The sequence below is a fragment of the Streptomyces sp. NBC_00310 genome (assembly GCF_036208085.1).
Taxonomy (GTDB): domain Bacteria; phylum Actinomycetota; class Actinomycetes; order Streptomycetales; family Streptomycetaceae; genus Streptomyces.
Map to the genome: position 1 here is coordinate 584,625 of NZ_CP130714.1, position 20,588 is coordinate 605,212.

A 20,588-nucleotide genomic window follows, 5' to 3' on the forward strand; every position below is an offset into this window, starting at 1 on the left:
AGCCAAGGGATATGGTGCCGCCCCCGTTCGGGGCGGCACCATGCCCTTGGCATATAACCGTTCCTCATGAGGAGGCCGCCCGGTGGCGCAGGACTCGTTACGTCCGGAGACGGATTCGACCACCATGATCGACACGACGGTGCCGCACTCGGCCCGTATCTGGAACTACTGGCTGGGCGGCAAGGACAACTACCCGGTCGACCACGCGGCGGGCGACGCCTTCCGCGCGGTGTTCCCCGGCATCACCGACCTCGCCCGCGACTCCCGGGCCTTCCTCGGCCGCGCGGTCACCTTCCTCGCCGGTGAGGCGGGGATACGCCAGTTCCTCGACATCGGCACCGGCCTGCCGACGGCGGACAACACGCACGAGATCGCCCAGCGGGTCGCCCCGGACGCGCGGGTCGTCTACGTGGACAACGACCCGCTGGTCCTGACCCACGCGCGGGCGCTCCTCACCAGCACCCCCGAGGGGGCGACCGACTACATCGACTCCGATCTGCACGACCCGGAGACCGTGTTGCGGGAGGCCGCCAAGACCCTCGACCTCTCCCGGCCGGTCGGGCTGACCTTCATGCAGGTCAGCGGTCACATCGCCGACTACGACGAGGCGCGCGCCATCGTCGGCGCCCTGATGGCCGCGCTGCCGTCGGGGAGTTACTTCGCGTTCAACGACAGCGTGGACACCAACGAGGCGAACGCCGAGGCCACCCGCGGCTACAACGAGAGCGGCGCGGTCCCCTACTACCTGCGCAGCCCTGCCGAACTCGCCGGTTTCTTCGCCGGTTTGGAGCTGCTGGAGCCGGGGGTCGTGCCACTGAACGACTGGCGTCCCGGCCCTTCGACCCCCGAAGGCGGCGAGGTGATCGCGTTGGGCGGGGTCGCGCGCAAGCCGTGAGACCCGCGCCGTCCTCGGTGGCGGGGCGACGGAGTCCTCAGACGGTCTTCTCCCGGCCTTCCCAGTACGGCTCCCGCAGCCGCCGTTTGTAGAGCTTGCCGTTGGGATCGCGGGGCATCGCCTCGGTGAAGTCGACGCTCTTCGGACGCTTGTACCCGGCGAGTTGGCGGGCGCAGTGGGCGAGGATCTCCTCGGCCAGGACGGGCCCCTCGGTGAATCCGGGGGCGGGCTCGACCACGGCCTTGACCTCCTCGCCCCAGTCGTCGTGCGGGATGCCGAAGGCGGCGGCGTCCGCGACGGCGGGGTGGGTGAGGAGGGCCGCCTCGATCTCGGCGGGGTAGATGTTGACGCCGCCGGAGATGATGAGGTCGATCTTGCGGTCCCGGAGGAAGAGATAGCCGTCCTCGTCGATGAGGCCGAGGTCGCCGACGGTGAAGAAGTCGCCGATGCGGTTCTTCCGCGTCTTGCCCTCGTCCTTGTGGTACGAGAAGCCACCGGTGCTCATCTTCATGTAGACGGTGCCGAGTTCGCCGGGTGGCAGCCGGTTGCCGTCGTCGTCGAAGACCGCGAGTTCGCTGATGGGCCAGGCCTTGCCGACCGTGCCGGGCTTCTTCAGCCAGTCCTCGGCGGTGGCGAAGGCGCCGCCGCCCTCACTGGCCGCGTAGTACTCCTCGACGCACCCGCCCCACCACTCGATCATGGCCCGCTTCACATGGTCCGGGCAGGGCGCGGCCCCGTGGATGGCGTGCCGCATGGACGACACGTCGTAGCGGGCGCGCACCTCCTGGGGAAGGGCGAGGAGCCGGTGGAACTGGGTGGGCACCATGTGGGTGTGCGTGCAGCGGTGGGCGTCGATGACGCGGAGCATCTCCTGCGGCGTCCACTTGTCCATGAGGACGAGCCGGTGCCCGATGTGCAGGGACGCTCCGGCGAACTGCAGGACGGCCGTGTGGTAGAGCGGCGAGCAGACCAGATGCACGTTGTCGTCGAACGGCCTGATGCCGAAGATGCCGAGGAAGCCGCCCAGATAGGACTCCTCGGGGAGCTTTCCGGGCAGCGGGCGGCGGATGCCCCGGGGGCGTCCGGTGGTGCCCGAGGTGTAGTTCATGACCCAGCCGAGGGTGCGGTCGTCGGGCGCCGACTCGGGCTGTCCGTCGAGGAGTTCGGCATACGGACGGAAGCCCTCGACCGTGCCGACCGCGTACCGGTGGCTCACGGGCAGCTCGGCGTCGTCGGCGGCGTGCCGCGCGGCGTCGGCGAACCGTGCGTGGGCGATGAGCACCTTGGCGCCGGAGTCGGAGACGATCCAGGCGATCTCGGGGCCCACGAGATGGTGGTTGACGGGGACGAGGTAGAAGCCGGCCTGGGTGGCGGCCAGGTAGGCGGTGAGGAACTCGACGCTGTTGGGCAGGACGACCGCGAAGGCGTCGCCGCGTTCGAGTCCGGCCGCACGCAGTCCGTGCACCAGCCGGTTGGCCTCGGCGTGCAGGCGTCCGGCGGTCCACTCCTCGCCGTCGGGGGCGATGAGCACCGTACGGTCGGGGTCGGCGGTGGCCTGGGCCCAGAAACCCTGGGGGGCTTGGCCTCGGGGGGCTTGGCCTCGGGGGGCTTGGCTCACTGTCCCTCGCTCCTTCCGGCGATCCGGTTGACGCGGTCCACGGCCTCCTCGAAGCCGCGGGTGAGGTCGTCGAAGACGGCCTGGACGCTGCGTTCGCTGTTCATCCGGCCGACGATCTGCCCGACCGGGGTGCCGAGCAGCGGATCCACCTCGTGCTTCTGGATGCGGGACACCGCCTCGGCGACGAGCAGGCCCTGGAGGGGCATGGGAAGGGTGCCGGGTCCGGAGGGGTCGTCCCAGGCGTCGGTCCATTCGGTACGGAGCTGGCGTGCGGGTTTGCCGGTGAGGGCGCGGGAGCGGACGGTGTCGCCGGAACCGGCCGCGAGCAGCTTCTCAATCAGCCGGGGTGAGGGCAGTTCGGCCTCGGTGGTGGTCAGCCACAGGGAACCGAGCCAGACACCCTGGGCGCCGAGCGCGAGGGCGGCGGCCACCTGCTGTCCGCTGCCGATGCCGCCGGCGGCGAGGACCGGCAACGGGTCGACGGCGTCCACGACTTCGGGGGTCAGCACCATGGAGGCGATCTCGCCGGTGTGGCCACCGGCCTCGTAGCCCTGGGCGACGACGATGTCGATACCGGCGTCGGCGTGCTTGCGGGCGTGGCGGGCGCTGCCGGCGAGCGCGGCGACGAGTACGTCCTGTTCGTGGGCGCGGTCGATGACGTCGGCGGGCGGGGAGCCGAGCGCGTTGGCGAGCAGCTTGATCGGGTACTCGAAGGCGACGTCGAGCTGGTTGCGTGCGACCTGCTCCATCCAGCCGGTGATGCGCCAGCCGGAGATCTCCCCCTCGGCGAGTTCGGGCACGCCGTACTTGGCGAGGGTGTCCTGGACGAACTGCCGGTGCGCGTCGGGGATCATCGCCTCGACGTCGGCCTCCGTGACCCCTTCGACCTTCTTGGCCGGCATGACGACGTCCAGGCCATAGGGCATGCCGTCGACGTGGGCCTCGATCCAGTCGAGGTCGCGCTTGAGGTCGTCGGGGGCCGTGTAGCGGACCGCGCCGAGCACCCCGAAGCCGCCGGCCCGGCTGATGGCCGCGGCGACGGCGGGGAACGGCGTGAAGCCGAACACGGCGTGCTGGACTCCGAGTTTGTTGCTCAGCTCCGTCTGCATGGTGCGCAGGATGCCGTAGTCCTCGGGACGAGGGAAGAGGTTTTCTGATGCTCCGTCAGATTTGGCGGGAGAGCGCCCTGCTGATCGCGGGCAACCAGCAGGGCGCTTCCCCCGGGAACGGTCCCCCTCGCCGCTCCTGAGAGGATTTCAGCGGAGGCCGCATTGTTCGGCAGGGGTGTTCCGGTGACCGGACAAGGGCGGCACCCGCCTACGACGGCCCACCCGTCTCGTACTCCTCCAGAACCGCCATCGCCGCGTTGTGCCCGGGGACTCCGCTCACTCCGCCGCCGCGCACGGCGCCCGCGCCGCACAGCAGGACGTTGGCGTGGCGGGTCTCGACGCCCCAGCGGCCGACGCCTTCCTGGACGTAGGGCCAGGCGAGGTCCCGGTGGAAGATGCTGCCGCCGGGGAGACCGAGGTCGCGTTCCAGGTCGAGGGGGGTCCTGGCCTCGATGCAGGGGCGGCCGTCGGCGTCGGTGGCCAGGCAGTCGGCGAGAGGCTCGGCGAGGTGGGCGTCCAGCTGGGCGAGGGTCGACTTGAGGAGGTCCTCACGCACGGCGTCATTGTCGGCCTCGAACAGCCTTGCGGGTGTGTGCAGGCCGAACAGGGTGAGTGTCTGGTAGCCCTGCTCGACGAGGTCCGGGCCGAGGATGGTCGGGTCGGTGAGGGAGTGGCAGTAGATCTCGGAGGGCGGGGCCTCGGGCAGTGCGCCGGAGGCGGCCTGTCGGTAGGCGGCCGCCAGTTGGCCGTATCCCTCGGCGATGTGGAAGGTGCCGGAGAAGGCCTCGCGCGGGTCGACGGACTCGTCGCGCAGTCTCGGGAGCCTCTTGAGCAACATGTTCACCTTGAGCTGGGCACCCTCGGCGGGGGCGGGCGGTTCGTCGCCGGTCAGCGCGGCCAGCTCCTGCGGGGAGGCGTTCACCAGGACGTGCCGTGCGGCGACGGTGCCCTCCGTGTCGGCCGTCCGGTAGGTGATCTCGGCGGACCGTCCGTCCGTCGCGATCCGCCGCGCCTCGTGCCCCGTGGCGATCACGGCACCCGCCTCCCGCGCGGCCGCGGCCATCGCGTCCGTGAGGGCGCCCATGCCGCCGACGGGCACGTCCCAGGCGCCCGTGCCGCCGCCGATCACGTGGTAGAGGAAGCAGCGGTTCTGGCGGAGGAAGGGGTCGTGGGCCTCCGCGAAGGTGCCGATGAGCGCGTCCGTGAGGACGACACCGCGGACGAGGTCGTCGGTGAAGGTCGCTTCGACGGCCGCCCCGATCGGCTCCTCGAAGAGGACCCGCCACGCCTCCTCGTCGTCGACGCGCCGACGCAGGTCGTCCCGGGTGGGCAGCGGTTCGGTGAGCGTCGGGAACACCCGTTCGGCGACGCGGCCCGTCATCCCGTAGAAGCGCTGCCATGCCTCGTACTCCCGGCCCGAACCCGTCAGTCGCGCGAACGCCTCGCGGGTGCGGCGCTCGCCGCCGCCGACGAGCAGGCCCGTGGGGTGACCGTCGCGTTCGACGGGGGTGTACGAGGAGATGGTGCGGCCGCGGACGCGGAAGTCGAGGTTCAGGTCCCGCACGATCTTCCGGGGCAGCAGGCTGACCAGGTAGGAGTAGCGCGACAGCCGGGCGTCGATCCCGGCGAAGGGCCGCGTGGACACGGCGGCGCCGCCGGTGTGGTCCAGCCGTTCCAGCACGAGCACGGAACGCCCGGCGCGAGCGAGGTAGGCGGCGGCGACCAGGCCGTTGTGGCCGCCGCCGACGATCACGGCATCGTACGAGTCGTGCGGCCGGGGCCCGCTCGGGCGTCCGGGCTGTGCTGCGTGTGCGGGGGTGGCAGGCATGGCTCTTCGTAACACGCGATGATCGGGGTCGGCCAGGGGTACGGGTCAGGTGGCCGAACCGGCCGGACCGCCGACGGAGCAGGCGCACCCGGGGCGACGCGGGCCGCTGGTTTCCCACGTCGTTGCCCAGCACCTGACAGTGCTGACCGGGTCATGCCAATCCATTCCCTTCACTTGAAGGCGGGTCGAGAGCCATGCGAAGGCCCTCCCTCCACGACGGCCCACCGGCCCCAGTGAGGCGCCCTCGGCTCAGCGCCCACCGGTCGCCCGCCGCTGCCGTGATGCCGCCACGCGCCGGTACAGCTCCACCGCTTCCTGGCCTCGGCCGAGTTGTTCCAGGCAGTGGGCCTCGTCGTTGCGGCTGGCCAGGGCGTCGGGGTGGTCCGGGCCCAGGACACGTTCGCGGGCGTCGGCGACGAGGCGGTACTCGGTGAGGGCGTCGGCCCACCGGCCGAGCCAGCCGAGGCCGACGGCGACCTCGCGGCGGCTGACGAGGGTGTCGGGATGGTCCGGGCCGAGGACACGCTCGCGCAGGGCGCACACGTCGCGGGACTCGACGAGGGCCTCCTCCCAGCGGCCGAGACGGCCGAGATTGACGCCGAGGCCGTGGCGGGCACGGAGGGTCTCGGTGTGGGCGGGGCCGTGGACGCGGATGCGGTCGTCGACCAGGGCGCGGTACAGGGTCAGCGCGTCGGTGCTGCGGCCGAGCCGGCCGAGGCTGATCCCGACCTCGTGGCGGGCGGCGAGGGTGTCGGGGTGGTCGGGGCCGAGGGCCTGGGCGCGGGCCTCCGCGACCTCCCCGTAGGTCTGCAACGCCTCGGGCCACCGGCCCAACTGGCCAAGGGCGTAGGCGACTTCGTACCGGGTGACGAGGGTGTCGGGGTGCTGGGCGCCGAGCACCCGGGTTCGGGCGGCGGCGACCTCGCTCGCCATGCGGTACGAGTCCTCCAGCCGGCCGAGCCTGCTGAGGTTGAAGGAGAGATTGTGGCGGCAGCGCAGGGTGTCCGGATGGTCCGGCCCGGCGATGCGTTCCCGCGCGGCGAGGACGGACGTGTAGGCCTGGTGGGCTTCGAAGTGTCGGCCCAACTGGCCCAGTACGTAAGCCATTTCCTGCCGGGCGGCGAGTGTGTCTGGGTGCTCGGGGCCCAGGGCGTGCTCACGGGCGCGGGCGACGTGGGCGAACTCGCGCAGCGCGTCGGCGGGGCGGCCGGTGCGGCTGAGGGTGAAGCCGACCTCGTAGCGGCTGGACAGGGTGTCCGGGTGGTCGGGACCGAGGGCGTGCTCACGTTCGACGGCGACCGCGCGGTGCACCTCGCCGGCCTCCGTCCAGCGGCCGAGGCGGCCCAGGCTCAGGCCGGCGTTGTGCCGACCGGCCAGGGTGGTCATCAACTCCGGTGACGGGGTGGGCCGTTCGGAGCGTACGGGGCGCTCGACGCGGCCCGTGGCGGGGCGGGCGATCCACTCTCCGGTGAGCCCGGCGGAGGCGTCCGGCGGGGTGAGGCTCAGTCCGGTCCCGGTGGCCTTGTGGCCGGTGGTCATGCCACGGGTCCAGGAGGGCAGCCGGGATTCTCGCGACGGCGGCTGCCCGGGGCGTGTCCGGGACCGGGGCGCGCCGGGAGCGGCTTCGGGTGCGACGGGGGGAATCGAGACGGCGGTCGGCACATGGGCGCGGGCGGCCACGCCGGCCGTCGCCGCCCGCCCTTCGCTGACCCTGCGGCCCAACTCGCGGGCGTCGTACGGTCGTTCGTCGGGTTCCTTGGCCAGCAGGTCCAGGATGATCCGGTCGAGGTACTCGGGCACTTCGTCACGGTGGGTGCGCGGGGGCGTCGGGGCGGTGTCGCGGTGGCCCAGGAGGACCCCCCAGGCGTCGTCGAGGTCGAACGGCGGTACCCCGGTGACGATCTCGTAGAGCACACAGCCGAACGAGTAGAGGTCGCTGCGCCGGTCCACCTGGTCGCCGCTGATCTGTTCCGGCGACATGTAGTGCGGGGTACCCATGGCGATGCCGGTGCCGGTGAGCCGGGAGGTGAAGGTGACGTCGCGGCCGAGGCGCGCTATGCCGAAGTCGCAGATCTTCACGGTGCCGTCGGTGAGCAGCATGATGTTCGCGGGCTTCAGGTCACGGTGCACGATGCCCTGTTGATGGGTGTAGGCGAGGGCGGCGGCCACCTGGTCGGCGATCTCGACGACCGCGGGGAGGGCCAGCGGATGGTGTTTGTTGTCCTCCAGCAGCTGGCTGAGGTTGCGGCCCTCCAACAACTCCATGACGAGGAACAGCACCCCGTCGGACTCGCCGAAGTCGTGGACGACGGTCACCCCGCGGTGCTGGAGGCCGGCCGCGACGCGCGCCTCGCGCCGGAAGCGTTCCCGCAGGACACGGGTGAAGGACTGGTCGGGCTGGGTGGTGACGGGCTTGAGACACTTGACCGCGACCTGCCGTCCCAACGACTCGTCTCTGGCGCGCCAGACCTCGCCCATCCCCCCGCGCCCGATCAGATCGATCAGCCGGTACCGGCCCTGGATCAGCCTGGTGTCCGCCATCGCCAACGATCGCCCCCGTCCGTACGGACCCGCCTCGCCCTCCCCTGGCCCGTCCAGTATGGCGACCTATCTGCCGACTTTGTACGGTGCCGGGCGGGAGCCGGGGCCGAGCCGTGACATGGCGCGGAGGATGTGTTTGGGCGGGAGTTGCCAGCGCAGACGTGCGGGAACACAGCGCAGCAGGGTGCCGGTGAGCCGTAGGCGGCGGGTGACCACGGCCGGTGCGGGGCCCGGTCTGCCGTACAGCTCGTGGGCGTACGGCGGCAGAGAGGCGTACGCCAGGTTCGCCGCGCGCCGCCACAGTGCTTCACGTGCCGGTACGAGCAACGGGTGGGTGGGCGGCCGGCGCAGGAAGTCGTCGACGTCCTGTGCCTCGGGGCCGGCGGCCAGTTCGGGCCGCACCGTCTCGAAGTAGGCCGCCAGCTCCGCCCGGTTCCCGGGTACCTCGGCCGGGTCGAGGCCCACCAGACGGGCGCTGACGCGGTGTTCGCCGACGTACCGGTCAGCGGCGGCCTCGGTGAGGGGGTAGCCGGAGCCGCGCAGGATGCGGAGATAGGAGTCGATCTCGGCGCAGTGCACCCACAGCAACAGGCCGGGTTCGTCGACGCCGTACCGCTCCCCCGTGTCCGGGTCGGTCGCCGACAGCAGGCTGTGGATCCTCCGGACGCGGGCGCCCGCCTTCTCGGCGGCCTCCGTGGTGCCGTACGTCGTCGTGCCGACGAAGTTCGCCGTCCGTATCAGCCGGCCCCACGCGTCCTTGCGGAAGTCGGAGTTCTGCATGACGCCGCGCACCGCGCGCGGGTGCAGGGCCTGGAGGTACAGGGCCCTGATCCCGGCGATCCACATCACGGGGTCACCATGGGCCTGCCACGTCACGGAGGCCGGTCCGAACAGTCCGGGGTCGCCTGTGAGGGGGTCGCTGGGGGCATCCACGCAGCCAGTGTGACCGGGCTCGTCTGTCGGCATCAAGCCACGTTCGTGGCCCGCACTGATCCCCACCGGCTTCAGCGGCGAGCGAGAACCACCCTGTTTCGGATGTCCCGCAACAAGGCGTCAGGGCCCCTTGGCAGCTCGAGGTCGCGAAACCGATCCGAGCACCAACGGGCCCTGTTGCCGCTACGCCGAGCGCCCTGCTACATGTTGATCATGTGACCTGAGAGGCCGTGAACGGCTTCCTTGACCGCTTCGCCCAGGGTGGGGTGGGCATGGACGTTGCGGGCGACCTCGTGGACCGTGAGGTCCCACTGCTGGGCCAGGGTCAGTTCGGGGAGCAGTTCGGTGACGTCCGGGCCGATGAGGTGGCCGCCGAGAAGTTCGCCGTACTCGGCGTCACTGATCAGCTTCACGAAGCCGCTCGGGTCGCCCAGACCGTGGGCCTTGGCGTTCGCGGTGAAGGGGAACTTGGCGACCTGGACGTCGTATCCCTTCTCCCTCGCCTGCTCCTCGGTGTAGCCGAAGCTGGCGATCTGGGGCTGGCAGTAGGTGGCGCGCGGGATCATCGCGTAGTCCAGTTCCATGGTCTCGGCGTCCGCGAGTGTCTCGGCGGCGATCACACCCATCGCCTCGGCGGCGTGCGCGAGCATCAGCTTCGCGGTGACGTCCCCGATGGCGTAGATGTGCGGGACCGAGGTGCGGCAGCGGCCGTCGACGTCGATCGCGCCGCGCTCGGTGACGCGCACGCCGGTGTTCTCCAGGCCGTAGCCGGTGACGTTCGGCGCGAAGCCGATGGCCTGCAGGACCTTGTCGGCCTCCAGGACCTGCTGGGTGCCGTCCTTGCCGGTGACCGTGACGCGGACCTGCGGACCGGACTCGTCGATCGACTCGACGCGGGTCGAGGTCAGGACGTCGATACCCAACTTCCGGTACTGCTTGGCCAGTTCGGCGGAGACCTCGGCGTCTTCCAACGGGGCGACGCGATCCAGGAACTCGACGACTGTGACCTTCACGCCGTAGTTGTTCAGGACATAGGCGAACTCGATGCCGATGGCCCCGGCGCCGACGATCACGATCGACCGGGGGAGGTCCTCGGCGAGGATCTGCTCCTCGTACGTCACCACCCGGGAGGTGCGGCGGGTGCCGGGCAGCAGCTTGGGGGTCGCGCCGGTGGCGATGACGCAGTGGTCGAAGCCGATGGTGCGGGTGTTGCCCTCGTAGTCGGCCACCTGGAGCGTGTGCGGGTCGAGGAACGAGCCGCGACCGCTGATTTCCGTGATCTTGTTCTTCTTCATCAGGTAGTGGACGCCCTTGACCCGGCCGTCCGCGACCTTCCGGCTGCGGCGGAAGGCCTCCCCGTAGTCGAAGGAGACCTCACCCTCGACCTTGATACCGAAGGTCTTCGCCTCACGCGTGAAGATGTGCGCGAGCTCGGCGTTGCGCAGCAGGGCCTTGGTGGGGATGCAGCCGACGTTCAGACAGACGCCGCCCCAGTACTTCTCCTCGACCACCGCGACGCTCTTGCCCAGTTGGGCGGCCCTGATGGCGGCGACGTAGCCGCCGGGGCCCGCGCCTAGTACGACGACGTCGAAGCGTTCACCCTGCTCGTCCATGGACGGCCCGGGCCGTGGGCACCTTGCGCGCCGACGTCGCCCCAAAGACATGCTCATGCCGCTGATCACCAACGCGGACGTCGCCGCCGGGGTCCGGGATGCGCCCCACTCGGTCACCCCCCTCCCACTTCCCCTCCAACTGCATACACACATGAGATCAGGTGAGCCATCAACACAATAAATTCGCGCTTCCCCCATTACTGAAGTAACCAAAAGTGCGCACACTTTTGCATGGCACAGGCCATCGACGACGGGTCACGCAGCGATGGTCGGCGGATTACGGATCCGTGGAGGAGCACCATGATCGAAGTGAGCCGCACGCTTGTCGTGAACGACGGCGACGGCCCGGTCCTGACCGTGGACGACGTCTGGGAGGGCCTGGTGGACAAGGCCCAGAACCCCCTGCCGTACGTCGCCAGCATCAGCGAATACACCGTGACCGAGCGGTTCGACGGCGGTCTGGTGCGCGACATCGTGCACGTCGGCCGGTGCGCGAGCTCGTCACGTTCTACCCCAAGCAACGCGTGCACTTCGTGCGTACGCACGGCACGGCCCGGGGCACGATCGACAACGAGATCGGCCTCGGTGACACCGGCCGGCCGGAGCTGACCTTCACCTTCCGCATCGTGGTGGACGGCGTCGAGCCGGGCGGCCCGGTGGAGAAGGTTTTCGCCGAGCGCATGGAGGCGGACTACCTGGACGCGGTGCGCACGACACTCAAGGCCGTGCGGGACCGCGTCGCCGTCGCCTCCGACACAGCGGAATAGGGGGCCGGCCATGGCCGGTGATTTCGCCGGCAGAGTCTTCGCCCTGGTCGACACCACCGACGCGGCGGGCTTCACCGACTGTTCGCGCTCCAGGGGCGCCTGCGGTTCGCCAACAACGAGCCGATGACGGGGCCCGACGCCATCGAGGCCGGGGTGAAGGGGTCCTATCACCACCATCGAGGGCCTGGACCACACGGTGCTGCACGAGTGGGCCGACGGAGCCGACACGATCGTCGAACTGTCCGTCGACTACCGCTTGCCGCCGAGCACGGGCTCGACGCGGCGGGCGACCTCGGGGGCGAGGCGGGCGCCGCCGACCTGGAGCAGCCGTAGAGCGGGTGGTGCGGTGTGACGGCCTTCGGCGACGGCGGAGATCGACGCTCCTCGTAGATCTCCAGGGCGCCGGCACGCTGTGTACGGCGACTCCCCCATGGCCTCGGCGAGCGCGACCGCGTCCTCCATGGCCATCTTGGTGCCGGAGCTTTCCGTCGTGTTCACAGCCACGCGGGCAGCTTGGGTACGGGTCCGCCGCGGGCGGGGTACAGGGGGCCGGGTACGGGGCGCCCCGTCGCGTAGGCGGCCAGGCTCGGGATGTCGCCGGCCACCACGACCTGGTCCGCGGTGCCGGGCACGCCCAAGAGCCAGTTCCGGCCACCGTCCTCGGCCCGCAGTTCGACAGGCGGAAAGTCCGTACAAGCCCGGAAGGCGGCAGCCACGTCGTCGATGAGTGCCGCGCACACCTCACGCGGAACGTCGTCGAAGGTGGTGCCGGTGTTCAGGTCGACGGTGTGTACCCACACCTCCCGCACCCGCATCCACGGAACCTCCGAGGCGAGTACTTCGCGTCCCCGTGCCGTCCGCACGGTCGCGCCCCAGCACTCGTCCGGCAGGGTGGCCAGTTCCGCGGCCAGTCGTCCGTCGGCCGTGAGGAGGTCGGAGCGCAGCGCTCCGGTCGGTTGGCGGGCGCCGTCCTCGATCTCGTTCGCGCGCTGGTCGGCGCCGGCGTACATGGGCGTCTCGACCCCCGTACGGGACCAGGTCAGCAGGTTGACCAGCGCGTCGGCGTTGCGGGCCATGTGGGCGACGACGTGGGCCCGGCTCCAGCCCGACAGGTATGAGGGCCTGGCGAGGCCAGGGTCGGTCACCCAGTGCACGGCGGCCTCGAAGACGGCCGTACCCTTGGCGACCCACTCCAGCATCGCCTCCGGCTGGGCACTCACCGCCGCTCCCGGCGACAGATGTTGCTGCACTCGCCGATCCCCTCGATCCGGGTGACCAGGACCGAGCCGTCCGCCAGATAGCGGGCGGGCTTGCGGGCATGGCCGACCCCGCCCGGGGTGCCGGTGGCGATCACGTCGCCGGGGGCGAGCGTGACGATCTCGGACAGGTACGCGACGAGCGTGGCCGGGTCGAAGACGAGGTCACCGGTGTCGGCTTTCTGGACCGTGTCGCCGTCGACCTCGCAGGTCAGGTCCAGACTCCCCGTGGCCACCGCGGGGTCGTCGGCGGTCACCAGCCACGGCCCGACGGGTGTCGTCGCCTCGAAGGTCTTGCCCTGGTGCCACTGGGGCGTGCGGAACTGCCAGTCCCGGGCGGTCACGTCGTTGAGCACCGTGTACCCGGCGATCGCGGCACGCGCCTCGTCGGGGTCGGCGTGCCGGACCTCGGCCCCGATGACGACGGCGAGTTCGGCCTCCCAGTCCATCTGCGTGGAGGAGGCGGGCAGGATCACGTCGTCGTACGCGCCGACCAGTGCCCGCCGGTACTTGGAGAACAGCGTGGGGTACTCGGGCAGTTCCCGGCCCATCTCCAGGATGTGGTTGCGGTAGTTGAGGCCGACGCAGATGACCTTCTCCGGGGCGAGAACCAGTGGGGCGTAGTCCAGGCCGATGAGCGGGTACGTCTCGCCGTCGGCGGCCACGGCACGCGCGGACCAGTCGGGGTGGCGCAGGAGGACCGCCAGGTCGCTCTCGCCGAGGTCCACCGCCTTGTCCTTGTCGACGCGGACGGCGCGGGTGGTGCCGTTGACCCGGATGGTGGCGAGCTTCACTTCTGTTCTCCTCGGGAGGTACGGGCGAGGCCCAGGGCCTCGTAGACGGGTTCGTCGCTGAACCGGAACAGGTCGACCTGGGTGCGGGCGGTCAGCGTGACCTCGCACCAGGACGGGACGACGAACAGGTCGCCCTTGGTGATGTCGTAGACCTTGTCGCCGACCTCGGCGACCGCCTCGCCGTCGAAGACCTGCCAGACCGCCGAGCCGACCGAACGCACGGAGGCGGTCCGCGTGCCGGCGCGCAGTCGGCGCATCTCGGTCCGGATCGTGACCAGGGCGTCCCTGCCGGTGGTGGGGTTGGAGAAGCGGACTCCGGCGTGTCCCGGCTCGATCGCCCCGGCCACCCCCTCGGACTCCAGCTCCAGCTGTGCGGTGAGCGCGGCGTCCGTGTGTTCCCAGCGGTAGGCGGCCAGTGGGGAGTTGGGGCGGGTGGGCTGCCCGATCGGGCGCAGTCCCGGGTGGCCCCACAGCCGTTCGCCGCGCGAACGCTCAGGCGTGGCCCGGGTGGACAGCTCGTCGGGGCCGAACTCGAAGAAGCCGGCGTCCAGTTGGGAGACGAGCGGGATGTCGAGGCCGTCGATCCAGGTCATCGGCTCGTCGGTGACGTTGTGGTGTTCGTGGAAGGCCCAGCTCGGCGTCAGCAGCAGATCACCGCGGCGCATCGCCACCGCGTCCCCGTCCACGTTGGTCCACACACCCTCACCGTCGACGACGAACCGGAAGGCGCCCTGGCTGTGCCGGTGCGACGGAGCGGCCTCGCGCGGACCCAGGTACTGGATCGCGGTCCACAGCGTCGGTGTGGCGTACGGCAGCCCCGGCAGGCCCGGGTTCGACAGCGCCATCGCCCGGCGCTCTCCGCCTCGGCCCACGGGCACCAGTTGTCCGGAGCGCTCCGCGATCGGCAGCAGCTCCGCCCACCGCCACAGGTGTGGCACCGCGGCCGGCTGCGGCGTCATCGGCATGAGGTCCTCGCGCTGGGTCCACAGCGGTATCAGGCCCGCGTCCTCGAAGTCTGCATACAGCTCGTCGAGCTGCTTCTGCTCGATTTCAGCTCTAGCTGGGTCTGTCACGGCAACCTCCAGATCGCACACCCATCATTCCGCCCAAAGTGTGTACAGTTTGGCGTTGATGGAGACGTTACGCCGGGATTTCCAGGACAGGAATCCTCGAAGGCTAGGATTCTTCTATGCAGAATCCGTCGTATCCGGTGAGCGCTGCCGGCAACGCCCTGCGCGCCGTGCGCCTGCTGCACGAGCGGGACGAACTGCGCGTGATCGACGTCGCCGCGCAGCTGGATGTCGCACGCTCGACCGCCCACCGGATCCTGGCGATGCTCGTCTTCCACGGCTTCGCGGAACAGGACCGCCACAAGGTCTACCGGCCCGGACCGGCCCTGCGGGCGATCAGGGGAACTCACGCCGCCCCGCCACCCGACCTGATCACCCGTGCCCACCGTCACCTGATACAGCTGGCGGCCACGGTCCGCGAAACCACGCACCTGATGGTCCTGGAGGGCAACGGAGCCCGGTTTCTCGACGGTGTGGAAGGCCCCCAGGCTCTGCGCGTCAGCCACCGGACCGGCACGCTCCTGCCGGCCCACGTGACCTCCGGCGGCAAAGCCCTGCTCGCCGAACTTCCACTGGACCGGCTCAGGGCCCTCTACCCCAACGGGCTCCCGGGCGACGGAGCGAAAGCGCCCGGAGACTTCGCACGCCTGGCCGCCGAGCTGACGGCCGTCCGGCGCACCGGCTACGCGTACAACCTCCAGGAGAGCGAGCGTGGTGTGAACGCCGTCGGCGCCTGTGTCCGCGACCGGACGGGCACCGCCGTCGCCGCTGTCGCCGTGGCGGCACCGACCTCCCGCTGTCCTCGCGCCCGGCTCGCGGAGCTGGCGCAGCCCCTGCTCGCGGTGGCCCAGGAAATCGGCCGCGGCCTGTGACCGTCGGTGGCCCGCACCGAGGAGCACCACACCGAACCCCGGGGGCGCGGGGCAAGGCAGCCTGCGACCCCGGGGTTCGGTGCGCGAGAGGTGAACCGTCAGCCCGCCATCCGGGCGAGTGCCTTCTTCAGGTCGTCGACGGTGTCCAGGACGACGTGCTCGTCGGCGATCGACGGCATAGGCGGACGCTCCAGGGCGGTTTCGCGGTCCTGGAGCGTCGGCGGCACAGCGTCGGCTCGGCGCGCCTTGCGGGTGGTGCGGCTCAGCGGCCGGCGGGGGCGGGGTCCGCGTGGGCGGTGCGCAGGGCGGAGAAGAAGGTGTCGGCCGGCTGGGCGCCGGAGAGACCGTAGGCCCGGTTGATGACGAAGAACGGCACGCCGGTTGCGCCCATACGCCGCGCCTCGTCGATGTCCGCCCGCACCGCGTCCGCGTACGCGTCGCTGTTCAGCGTCCGCCGGCTCTCGTCCTCGGGAACGCCCACCTCGACGCCGAGCCGCACCAGGGTGTCGGGGTCGTCGACGATCTCGCCCTCGCACAGGTGGGCGCGCAGCAGCCGCTCGTGCATCTGGTCGCCCAGTCCATGGGCGGCGGCCAGATGGCTCAGGCGGTGGGCGTCGATCGTGTTGACCGAGACGGACCGCTCCAGGTCGTACCTCAGCCCCTCGGCGGCGGCGAGTTCGGTGACCTGCCCGGTCATCGCGCGCACCTGGGCGAGTGGGGCTCCCACCTTCTTCGCCAGCGTCTCGAAGACGGGCCGGCGGTGGCCCTTGGGGTGGGAGGGGTCGAGCTGGAAGCTGTGCCAGTGCACTTCCACCTCGTCGGCGTGCTCGAACCGGCCCAGTGCCGTCTCCAGGCGTCGCTTGCCGATGTAGCACCACGGGCAGACGACGTCGGACCAGATGTCGATGCGCAGCGAGCTCACAGGACACACACCCCGTCCGCGCAGACGGGCACGCTGTCCGAGCCGAGGTCCGCGAGGAGCGGGGCGGTGCCCGCCCCTGGAGGGTCCTCGACCATCGTGTCCGGTCCGCCGGGAGTGGGCTCCACGCCCGGCCCTGTGCCGTCACGGAGGGAGAAATCAGACATGATCATTCCAATCGTCGCATCGCGGTGCGTCACGCTGAACGGCCGGTACGCGCACGTCGTCGGCCGACACGAAGGTCTTCCGCCCCTCTCGCGGCATGCACCCGGTCCCGGCGGATGACCAGGCCGAGCGCCATGGGCATCAGGCAGCGGCGTTCAGCGCGGCCGCCTTGCCCTTGCTCGTCGCGTCGTCGTGGGCCTTGACCTTGGATGCCTCGGCGAGCGGGATCAGCTCGGCCATGGCCGGGTTGGAGTGCGCCAGGGTGAGCTCGGGAACGATGAAGTCGACGTCCAGGCCCAGCATGTCGCCGAGGACCGCCCCCAGATAGTTCTGCACGTATTCGTAGCCCTCGCGCGGGGTCCCGGGAGCGTAGGAGCCGCCGCGGCTGGCGACGACGTACGCGGGGATGCCCTTGGTCGGTGAGTTTTCGACGGCCGCGTTGCGGCCCACGAGGATCACCTGGTCGAGCCACGCCTTCAGCGTGGAGGGAACCGCGAAGTTGTACATCGGGGCGCCGATCAGGACGGCGTCCGCGTTCTCCAGCTCCTCGATCAGCTTCAGCCGCTCGGCGAAGGCCGCCGCCTGCTCGGGGGTGCGGTCGGCGGGGGCGGCGTAGCCGGCGGACGCGGCGAGGCCGTCCAGGTGCGGCACCGGGTGGGCGTCGAGGTCCCGGTAGATCACGGTGCCGTCGGGATGCTGCTCCTCCCAGGCCTTGCGGAAGGCGGCCGTGACCGCGCGGGAGGCGGACGCGGCCTCGGGCCAGAGGGACGAGTCCAGGTGCAGCAGCGTTGCCATGAGAGATCTCCAAAAGGGCGAATCGCGCGGTCTGCGACAGGGAAGAGTTGCGTGTCATTCCGTTCGTACCTATTGATAGCACAGGTGCTTACTTTTTTTCAGTCACGAGGGTGGGCGCAGTACACTGACGTCATGGCGGCATCAGGCTCAGATCCCTGCAAGACGGTCGACGGCACCATCACACGCGTCTTCGCGCTGCTCGGTAAGCGCTGGAGCGGCCCCATCATGTCCGTGCTGATGGACCGCCCCATGGGATTCGCCGACCTCCGCCGCGCCATCCCGGGCATCAGCGAGCGCATGCTCTCGGACCGCCTGACCGAGTTGGGCGCGGCGACTCTTGTCGTGCGCGAGGTGGACGAGGGCCCTCCGCTGCGCGTCTCGTACCGGCTCACGGATGCGGGCGCGGCACTCGAACCCGCCCTGCAGGAACTCGCCGCCTGGGCGGAGAAGCACCTGCCGGCGGCTGCGATCGGCCTGGAGCCGTGCTCCGCCGCAGCCGCAGCCGCACGCGCGAAGTAGAGAAGCGGCCTCGCGGACCCGAGGGAAACCCTCGCCGCCGCTCCGGAGTCCTGCCCGACGAACTCGTCTCCGGCATCCGCGCGGGGGCCGTCGGAGACGCCGTCATTTCGCCCGGTCCGACCCGCAAGCTCATCGACGCCTTCAACAGCCGCCTGCCGCTGCCACACGCCCGCACAGCAACGGCAGCCGGCCCGCCTCAGCAACCGCGAACGCGCAGTACTCACCGCCATCGCGACCGGCTGGAGCAACACCGAGATCGCCGCACGCCTCTCCCTCGCCGAGTCCACCGTCAAGTCACGCGTGAGCAGCATCCTCACCAAGATCGGGGTCCCGGACCGGGTCCAGGCCGTGATCTTCGCCTACGACGCCGGCCTCGTCCGGTCTGCCTGAGCACGGCCGGAGGACTTCGTGACGGGCTCGGACGCCCGTTCCCGGGGCGGAGGAGACGGGCGGCACCCTTCTTCGCCACAGCAGCGAGCCCCCGATCGCCATCAGTACGACCAGGGCGAGGGCAGGGCCGCCCAGCGCGAGAACGGTTCACCGACTCGCCCCGTCCGACCGCGTCTCGATCAGGTCGGCGGAGACGAGGGGGCGTCGCAGATGCCAGACGTAGACGGGAGGAAGGTTGGCCCATACCGTCCAGCGGCTCGTGGCGTGGGTGCGCTGGTAGGTGGTCATGATCTCGTCCACGGCGGCGTGGCGGCGGGCTTCCGCTCGCGATGCCGTCAGGGCGCGGGCCTTGCGGGTGCCGAGGTAGGCGAAGTAGGTCAGCGTGCCGCCGGGGTGGAGGAGTTCCATGTAGCGGGGCCATGATGCGCTCGACCTGCGCATGGACGGCATCACGGCCACCACCCGGCTACGGGCCCTCCCCCACCCGCCGAAGGTGATCACCCTGACCACCTTCGACCTCGACGAATACGTCTACAACTCGCTTGCCGCGGGAGCCGACGGGTTCCTCCTCAAGGACACCGACCCGGCCGAAATACTGCGCGCCGTCCACCTGGTGGCCGCCGGGTCGGCCATGCTCCACCCCACTGCGGCCCGTCTCCTCATCGACCACTACCACGCCACCAACCAGCCCCGGGCCACCGCGGCCCGGGCCGGGTTGGAGCGACTCACCCCGCGCGAACGCGACGTGCTCGCCCTGCTGGCCCGGGGCGACACCAACGCCGACATCGCCGTTCACCTGTCCTCGGCGAGCAGGTCACCGTGGCCGTCGATCACCCGCCCATGCTCGATACGGGACGCGAACTACCGCTCGCGGCCTGCGAGAAAGCGCCGCACCAGTTGTTCCGTCTCCGTCATCCCTTCGGGCACGGAGCGTCGTCAGCCGGCGCGTGGATCTGCGCGAAGCCGGCCTCCCACCGCGACGACAGGGCGTCCCGCGCGCCCTGCTCGTCCACATCCCGGCCACGGGCGCGTCCACGTGCCACGCGGCGAGGTGCCGGGCGACGAGGTGCCGGGCGACGCCCGGGACGGCCCCCTCTCGTGCCAGGCGGGAGAGTCGCCGGTCCGCGGGCATGCGTCGCATCACCACGAGGGGCTCGGGACCTTCGTCGTCCGGGCTGCTGAACTCGCCCAGGCCGCGAGGGGGGGGTGGCCCGTGGTGGCCGGGCTCAGTCATGGGGGACGACGGCAACGGGGCAGCTGCCGTGGTGGACAGCCGCGTGGGCGACGTGACCCAGATGGTGTGCCACACCGTGCCGGTGTGCGCGTCGGCCGACCACCAGCAGCGCGGCGCCTTCGGCAGCCTGCACGACGGTCTTGGCGGGGCTCGCGAGACGAATCATGTCGGCCACGTCCACCTGCGGGTACTTCTCGTGCCACGGGCGGAGGGCCTTACTCAACTCCGTCTGCGCGTCCCGCGTCATCTCGTCCGTGGCGGCGTGGTCCACCCCCCAGGGCACGCGCGCGTGGAGCGGCACGCTTCGGCCGTGAACGGCCAGGAGCGGAAGTCCTCTGGCCGCGGCGGTGTGGAACGCGAAGTCGAGCAGGTCGTCGGAGGATCCGTGGAGTTTGAGGGCCACGACCACACGGCTCGCGGGCTGCGGCTGCGGCTGCGCTCCATCCTGCCGCGTTTCGGCGCGGACGAGTACGACCGGCCGCGCCGCGTGGGCCATGACCGGCATGCTGACGTCGCCCAGCAAGTGGCTCTCGGGCTGCAGCCCACGGGAGCCGAGCACGATCATCTCGGATTCCGACGCCGCCTGGATCAGGGCGTTCTGGGCGTCGTCGGCCACCAGGCTCCCGATGATGGTCAGGCCCGGGTGGCGAGCCTGCAGTTCGGCCTTCGCGGTGTGCACGAGGCGCTTCGCCCAGTAATTCTGATCGACCTCGGAGGAGGCGTGGGCGGGTTCCGGCGCGAGCAGGGGCCACGCGTGCAGCAGGCGCAACGTGACCCTGCGCTTCTCGGCCTCGTCGGCGGCCCAACGGGCGGCAGCGAGACTCTCGGGTGAGCCGTCGAGGCCCACGGTGACGACTGGCTGCATGGCAGCGGCCTCCGTCTCGTACGAAGCTGGATACGACGGTGGATGACGGTGAACGAATCCGATGGCGCGCATGCTCCGGACCTCGCCGACATGCCGAGCGCGGTGCTTCTCTCCTTCGAGGAGTACCCCAATCCCCTCCCCGGCGCATGTGGAGCCGTGGCGGAGGAGGCCGGCCACGTGGCACCCGCCACGCCCAGGACGCGGTCGACCTGCTTCTATCCGCCGAGATCCGGCGCGTACACGTCTGCGGAGCGGACCGCTGCGCGCTGCGCTTCCTGGACCGCTCCCCGGCCCGCAACCGCCGCTGGTGCTCGATGTCCCGCTGCGGAAACCGCACCAAGGTCCGCCTCCATCAGGCGCGTACACGAGAGAGCGGCCGGAGTACAGAAAGCTGACGGAGGAGTC

At 70.8% G+C, this 20,588-nt stretch carries 20 protein-coding genes and 4 pseudogenes; 7 read left to right on the plus strand and 17 right to left on the minus strand.

What is annotated here, in order from left to right; genetic code table 11:
- Positions 1-82: 82 nt before the first annotated feature.
- On the plus strand, positions 83-895 hold the full coding sequence (locus OG202_RS02385; RefSeq protein ID WP_405959565.1) for an SAM-dependent methyltransferase: 813 nt from the start codon (positions 83-85) through the stop codon (positions 893-895).
- A gap of 37 nt (positions 896-932) precedes the next feature.
- Here OG202_RS02385 and OG202_RS02390 read toward each other — a convergent pair whose 3' ends face one another.
- The 6 genes from OG202_RS02390 to lpdA form a co-directional block, all read right to left on the minus strand.
- On the minus strand, positions 933-2,513 hold the full coding sequence (locus OG202_RS02390) for an acyl-CoA synthetase (protein WP_328222242.1): 1,581 nt from the start codon (positions 2,511-2,513) through the stop codon (positions 933-935).
- Positions 2,510-3,622 carry an NAD(P)H-dependent flavin oxidoreductase gene (locus OG202_RS02395; protein WP_327731702.1) on the minus strand — a complete coding sequence of 371 codons (1,113 nt, stop codon included), beginning with the start codon at positions 3,620-3,622 and terminating at the stop codon, positions 2,510-2,512. Before OG202_RS02395 ends, OG202_RS02390 begins: the two co-directional genes overlap by 4 nt.
- Before the next feature lie 208 nt (positions 3,623-3,830).
- Positions 3,831-5,450: a phytoene desaturase family protein gene (locus OG202_RS02400; RefSeq protein WP_327731700.1), complete on the minus strand. Its 1,620-nt coding sequence runs from the start codon at positions 5,448-5,450 to the stop codon at positions 3,831-3,833.
- Between the two features lie 249 nt (positions 5,451-5,699).
- Positions 5,700-7,991, minus strand: coding sequence for a serine/threonine-protein kinase (locus tag OG202_RS02405; RefSeq protein WP_328222243.1), 2,292 nt, complete (start codon positions 7,989-7,991; stop codon positions 5,700-5,702).
- A gap of 66 nt (positions 7,992-8,057) precedes the next feature.
- The gene (locus OG202_RS02410; RefSeq protein ID WP_327731698.1) at positions 8,058-8,924 is read right to left on the minus strand and encodes an oxygenase MpaB family protein; all 867 of its coding nucleotides are present in this window, start codon (positions 8,922-8,924) and stop codon (positions 8,058-8,060) included.
- Between the two features lie 200 nt (positions 8,925-9,124).
- Positions 9,125-10,537 carry a dihydrolipoyl dehydrogenase gene (lpdA, locus tag OG202_RS02415; RefSeq protein ID WP_328222244.1) on the minus strand — a complete coding sequence of 471 codons (1,413 nt, stop codon included), beginning with the start codon at positions 10,535-10,537 and terminating at the stop codon, positions 9,125-9,127.
- A gap of 300 nt (positions 10,538-10,837) precedes the next feature.
- Between lpdA and OG202_RS02420 the strand changes: the two are divergent.
- Positions 10,838-11,304: pseudogene (locus OG202_RS02420) on the plus strand (SRPBCC family protein).
- Positions 11,305-11,553: 249 nt separating this feature from the next.
- On the opposite strand, the gene OG202_RS02425 reads toward OG202_RS02420, so the two are convergent.
- The 4 genes from OG202_RS02425 to OG202_RS02440 are packed head-to-tail and all read right to left on the minus strand — an operon-like array spanning position 11,554 to position 14,427.
- Positions 11,554-11,808, minus strand: coding sequence for a hypothetical protein (locus OG202_RS02425; RefSeq protein WP_327731695.1), 255 nt, complete (start codon positions 11,806-11,808; stop codon positions 11,554-11,556).
- Entirely contained in the window at positions 11,799-12,524 is a 726-nt protein-coding gene (locus OG202_RS02430; RefSeq protein ID WP_327731694.1) for a maleylpyruvate isomerase family mycothiol-dependent enzyme, read from the minus strand. Before OG202_RS02430 ends, OG202_RS02425 begins: the two co-directional genes overlap by 10 nt.
- Positions 12,521-13,354: a fumarylacetoacetate hydrolase family protein gene (locus OG202_RS02435; RefSeq protein ID WP_327731692.1), complete on the minus strand. Its 834-nt coding sequence runs from the start codon at positions 13,352-13,354 to the stop codon at positions 12,521-12,523. The genes OG202_RS02430 and OG202_RS02435 overlap by 4 nt, the downstream gene beginning before the upstream one ends.
- Positions 13,351-14,427 carry a cupin domain-containing protein gene (locus OG202_RS02440; RefSeq protein WP_327731691.1) on the minus strand — a complete coding sequence of 359 codons (1,077 nt, stop codon included), beginning with the start codon at positions 14,425-14,427 and terminating at the stop codon, positions 13,351-13,353. Before OG202_RS02440 ends, OG202_RS02435 begins: the two co-directional genes overlap by 4 nt.
- A 116-nt stretch (positions 14,428-14,543) precedes the next feature.
- Between OG202_RS02440 and OG202_RS02445 the strand changes: the two genes are divergently transcribed.
- Positions 14,544-15,296 (plus strand): IclR family transcriptional regulator, encoded by a 753-nt coding sequence (locus OG202_RS02445; RefSeq protein ID WP_326585197.1) that lies wholly within the window; start codon positions 14,544-14,546, stop codon positions 15,294-15,296.
- Between the two features lie 98 nt (positions 15,297-15,394).
- Here the strand turns inward: OG202_RS02445 and OG202_RS02450 are convergent, their stop codons facing one another.
- The 4 genes from OG202_RS02450 to OG202_RS02465 all read right to left on the minus strand — a co-directional run bounded on the left by OG202_RS02450 (position 15,395) and on the right by OG202_RS02465 (position 17,175).
- Positions 15,395-15,523: a hypothetical protein gene (locus OG202_RS02450; RefSeq protein WP_326585196.1), complete on the minus strand. Its 129-nt coding sequence runs from the start codon at positions 15,521-15,523 to the stop codon at positions 15,395-15,397.
- A 35-nt stretch (positions 15,524-15,558) separates the two neighbouring features.
- Positions 15,559-16,218 (minus strand): DsbA family oxidoreductase, encoded by a 660-nt coding sequence (locus OG202_RS02455; protein ID WP_327731690.1) that lies wholly within the window; start codon positions 16,216-16,218, stop codon positions 15,559-15,561.
- Positions 16,215-16,382, minus strand: coding sequence for a hypothetical protein (locus tag OG202_RS02460; RefSeq protein ID WP_327731688.1), 168 nt, complete (start codon positions 16,380-16,382; stop codon positions 16,215-16,217). The genes OG202_RS02455 and OG202_RS02460 overlap by 4 nt, the downstream gene beginning before the upstream one ends.
- Positions 16,383-16,521: 139 nt before the next feature.
- Positions 16,522-17,175 (minus strand): FMN-dependent NADH-azoreductase, encoded by a 654-nt coding sequence (locus OG202_RS02465; RefSeq protein ID WP_326585193.1) that lies wholly within the window; start codon positions 17,173-17,175, stop codon positions 16,522-16,524.
- Positions 17,176-17,307: 132 nt separating this feature from the next.
- Between OG202_RS02465 and OG202_RS02470 the strand changes: the two genes are divergently transcribed.
- Both OG202_RS02470 and OG202_RS46320 read left to right on the plus strand, forming a co-directional pair.
- Entirely contained in the window at positions 17,308-17,694 is a 387-nt protein-coding gene (locus OG202_RS02470) for a winged helix-turn-helix transcriptional regulator (RefSeq protein ID WP_328222245.1), read from the plus strand.
- Positions 17,695-17,744: 50 nt separating this feature from the next.
- A pseudogene (locus tag OG202_RS46320) lies at positions 17,745-18,084 on the plus strand (response regulator transcription factor); the annotation flags it as partial.
- 147 nt (positions 18,085-18,231) lie between these two features.
- Here OG202_RS46320 and OG202_RS02480 read toward each other — a convergent pair.
- On the minus strand, positions 18,232-18,585 hold the full coding sequence (locus OG202_RS02480) for a hypothetical protein (RefSeq protein WP_405892371.1): 354 nt from the start codon (positions 18,583-18,585) through the stop codon (positions 18,232-18,234).
- On the opposite strand from OG202_RS02480, the pseudogene OG202_RS02485 reads away from it, so the two are divergent.
- Positions 18,521-18,884 (plus strand): annotated as a pseudogene (locus OG202_RS02485) (response regulator); the annotation flags it as partial. The gene OG202_RS02480 and the pseudogene OG202_RS02485 sit on opposite strands and share 65 nt — an antisense overlap.
- On the opposite strand, the pseudogene OG202_RS02490 reads toward OG202_RS02485, so the two are convergent.
- Both OG202_RS02490 and OG202_RS02495 read right to left on the minus strand, forming a co-directional pair.
- Positions 18,883-19,279 (minus strand): annotated as a pseudogene (locus OG202_RS02490) (AAA family ATPase); the annotation flags it as partial. The pseudogenes OG202_RS02485 and OG202_RS02490 overlap by 2 nt on opposite strands.
- Before the next feature lie 31 nt (positions 19,280-19,310).
- The gene (locus OG202_RS02495; protein WP_328222246.1) at positions 19,311-20,183 is read right to left on the minus strand and encodes a universal stress protein; all 873 of its coding nucleotides are present in this window, start codon (positions 20,181-20,183) and stop codon (positions 19,311-19,313) included.
- A gap of 146 nt (positions 20,184-20,329) precedes the next feature.
- Here OG202_RS02495 and OG202_RS02500 point away from each other — a divergent pair, with 146 nt between their 5' ends.
- Entirely contained in the window at positions 20,330-20,578 is a 249-nt protein-coding gene (locus OG202_RS02500; protein WP_327731685.1) for a CGNR zinc finger domain-containing protein, read from the plus strand.
- The last annotated feature ends 10 nt before the right edge of the window (positions 20,579-20,588 follow it).

Bases quoted from the DNA above. Each gene is read 5' to 3' on its own strand.
- OG202_RS02395 (WP_327731702.1), bottom strand. From the start codon at position 3,622: ATGCAGACGGAGCTGAGCAACAAACTCGGAGTCCAGCACGCCGTGTTC.
- OG202_RS02400 (WP_327731700.1), bottom strand. From the start codon at position 5,450: ATGCCTGCCACCCCCGCACACGCAGCACAGCCCGGACGCCCGAGCGGG.
- OG202_RS02405 (WP_328222243.1), bottom strand. From the start codon at position 7,991: ATGGCGGACACCAGGCTGATCCAGGGCCGGTACCGGCTGATCGATCTG.
- lpdA (WP_328222244.1), bottom strand. From the start codon at position 10,537: ATGGACGAGCAGGGTGAACGCTTCGACGTCGTCGTACTAGGCGCGGGC.
- OG202_RS02445 (WP_326585197.1), top strand. From the start codon at position 14,544: ATGCAGAATCCGTCGTATCCGGTGAGCGCTGCCGGCAACGCCCTGCGC.
- OG202_RS02460 (WP_327731688.1), bottom strand. From the start codon at position 16,382: ATGTCTGATTTCTCCCTCCGTGACGGCACAGGGCCGGGCGTGGAGCCC.
- OG202_RS02465 (WP_326585193.1), bottom strand. From the start codon at position 17,175: ATGGCAACGCTGCTGCACCTGGACTCGTCCCTCTGGCCCGAGGCCGCG.
- OG202_RS02470 (WP_328222245.1), top strand. From the start codon at position 17,308: ATGGCGGCATCAGGCTCAGATCCCTGCAAGACGGTCGACGGCACCATC.
- OG202_RS02495 (WP_328222246.1), bottom strand. From the start codon at position 20,183: ATGCAGCCAGTCGTCACCGTGGGCCTCGACGGCTCACCCGAGAGTCTC.
- OG202_RS02500 (WP_327731685.1), top strand. From the start codon at position 20,330: ATGTGGAGCCGTGGCGGAGGAGGCCGGCCACGTGGCACCCGCCACGCC.